The sequence below is a fragment of the Massilia glaciei genome (genome assembly GCF_003011895.2).
GTDB classification, from domain to species: domain Bacteria; phylum Pseudomonadota; class Gammaproteobacteria; order Burkholderiales; family Burkholderiaceae_D; genus Telluria_A; species Telluria_A glaciei.
This window is the reverse complement of the sequence record NZ_PXWF02000217.1, coordinates 1-910: the sequence shown is the minus strand read 5'-3', so window position 1 is coordinate 910 and position 910 is coordinate 1. Positions and strand designations below refer to the sequence as shown.

Annotated in this window: 2 protein-coding genes; both read right to left on the bottom strand. The window is 58.9% G+C overall.

What is annotated here, in order from left to right:
• The coding region (locus tag C7C56_RS13065; protein WP_146204466.1) for a DUF4123 domain-containing protein at nucleotides 1-407 on the bottom strand (407 nt) is incomplete at its 3' end.
• A 3-nt stretch (nucleotides 408-410) separates the two neighbouring features.
• Nucleotides 411-910 (bottom strand): DUF2345 domain-containing protein (locus C7C56_RS13060; RefSeq protein ID WP_146204465.1); only part of this gene is annotated, 500 nt, incomplete at its 5' end.

Sequence of the window (910 nt, the reverse complement as noted above, 5' to 3'; positions counted from 1 at the left end):
AGTCGACGCGTATCAGGAAAGCGGAAGTTGAATCGTTGATTGTCGTTTTCTACAATGCACCAAGCTGCAAGCCGGTTAGCCAGTCCGGCGAGGGTTTCCGGAGTCTCGATCGCGCTGACCATTGGCCAGCCACTGCACTTTGCGAGCACCTTCTTCAGTAGGCCCGTCGCTGTGCGAAATGAAATCAAAAACGGGGACACATCCCTGGTCGCGTCGGTGCATCCAGGAAGCGCCTCGAATAACAGAGACAGCGCGTCAGTGCGCTCCATCGTCGATCTGATCTTGCGATACAGGCCCGGAACGAATACGCCATCAATCAGCAGATAGAGGTTTGCTCCCTGCGACAAGCCTGCGGCTTGCTTGTGTAGCCGTTCAAGCCATGCTCCATCAAAGAGTTCAATGAACATAGCCTATTCCACAGAGGTGAACGCGACAGCGGCTGCGCGTGATTTTTTCAAGCACTCGACACAAATGCTCCGCGGCAGCGGCGGCATCGGGTAATTTTTCCTTGCAGGTCCAGTAAAGCTCTTCTTGCCCGCATGAATGGTGATCTTCCCCGGGCACTGCACCGTGATATTCCCGCCCTCGATGGTGATGTTCGCTCCGCCCGCCGTCGACAAGCTAATGCGTTTGGCCGCCGCCCAGTCGATGTGCGCGTTCGCGCTCGTCACATTGACCTCGTCGCGCGCCTGCACCTTGAGCACGTCGCTTTGGGCCTGGATCTCGATCGCGTCCTTGGCCGCGATCAATTGCAGGCCGACCTTGTCGGGGCCGGCCTCCACAACGCCGCCCAACATGCCGATGGCCTGCCCGCTGTGCACGCGCATCTGGCCGCCGACGACAAACTGGCTGTCCTGCCCGCTCATCAACATCACCGTTTCGCCGTTCGCCAATTGCAGGCTCTGGCCGG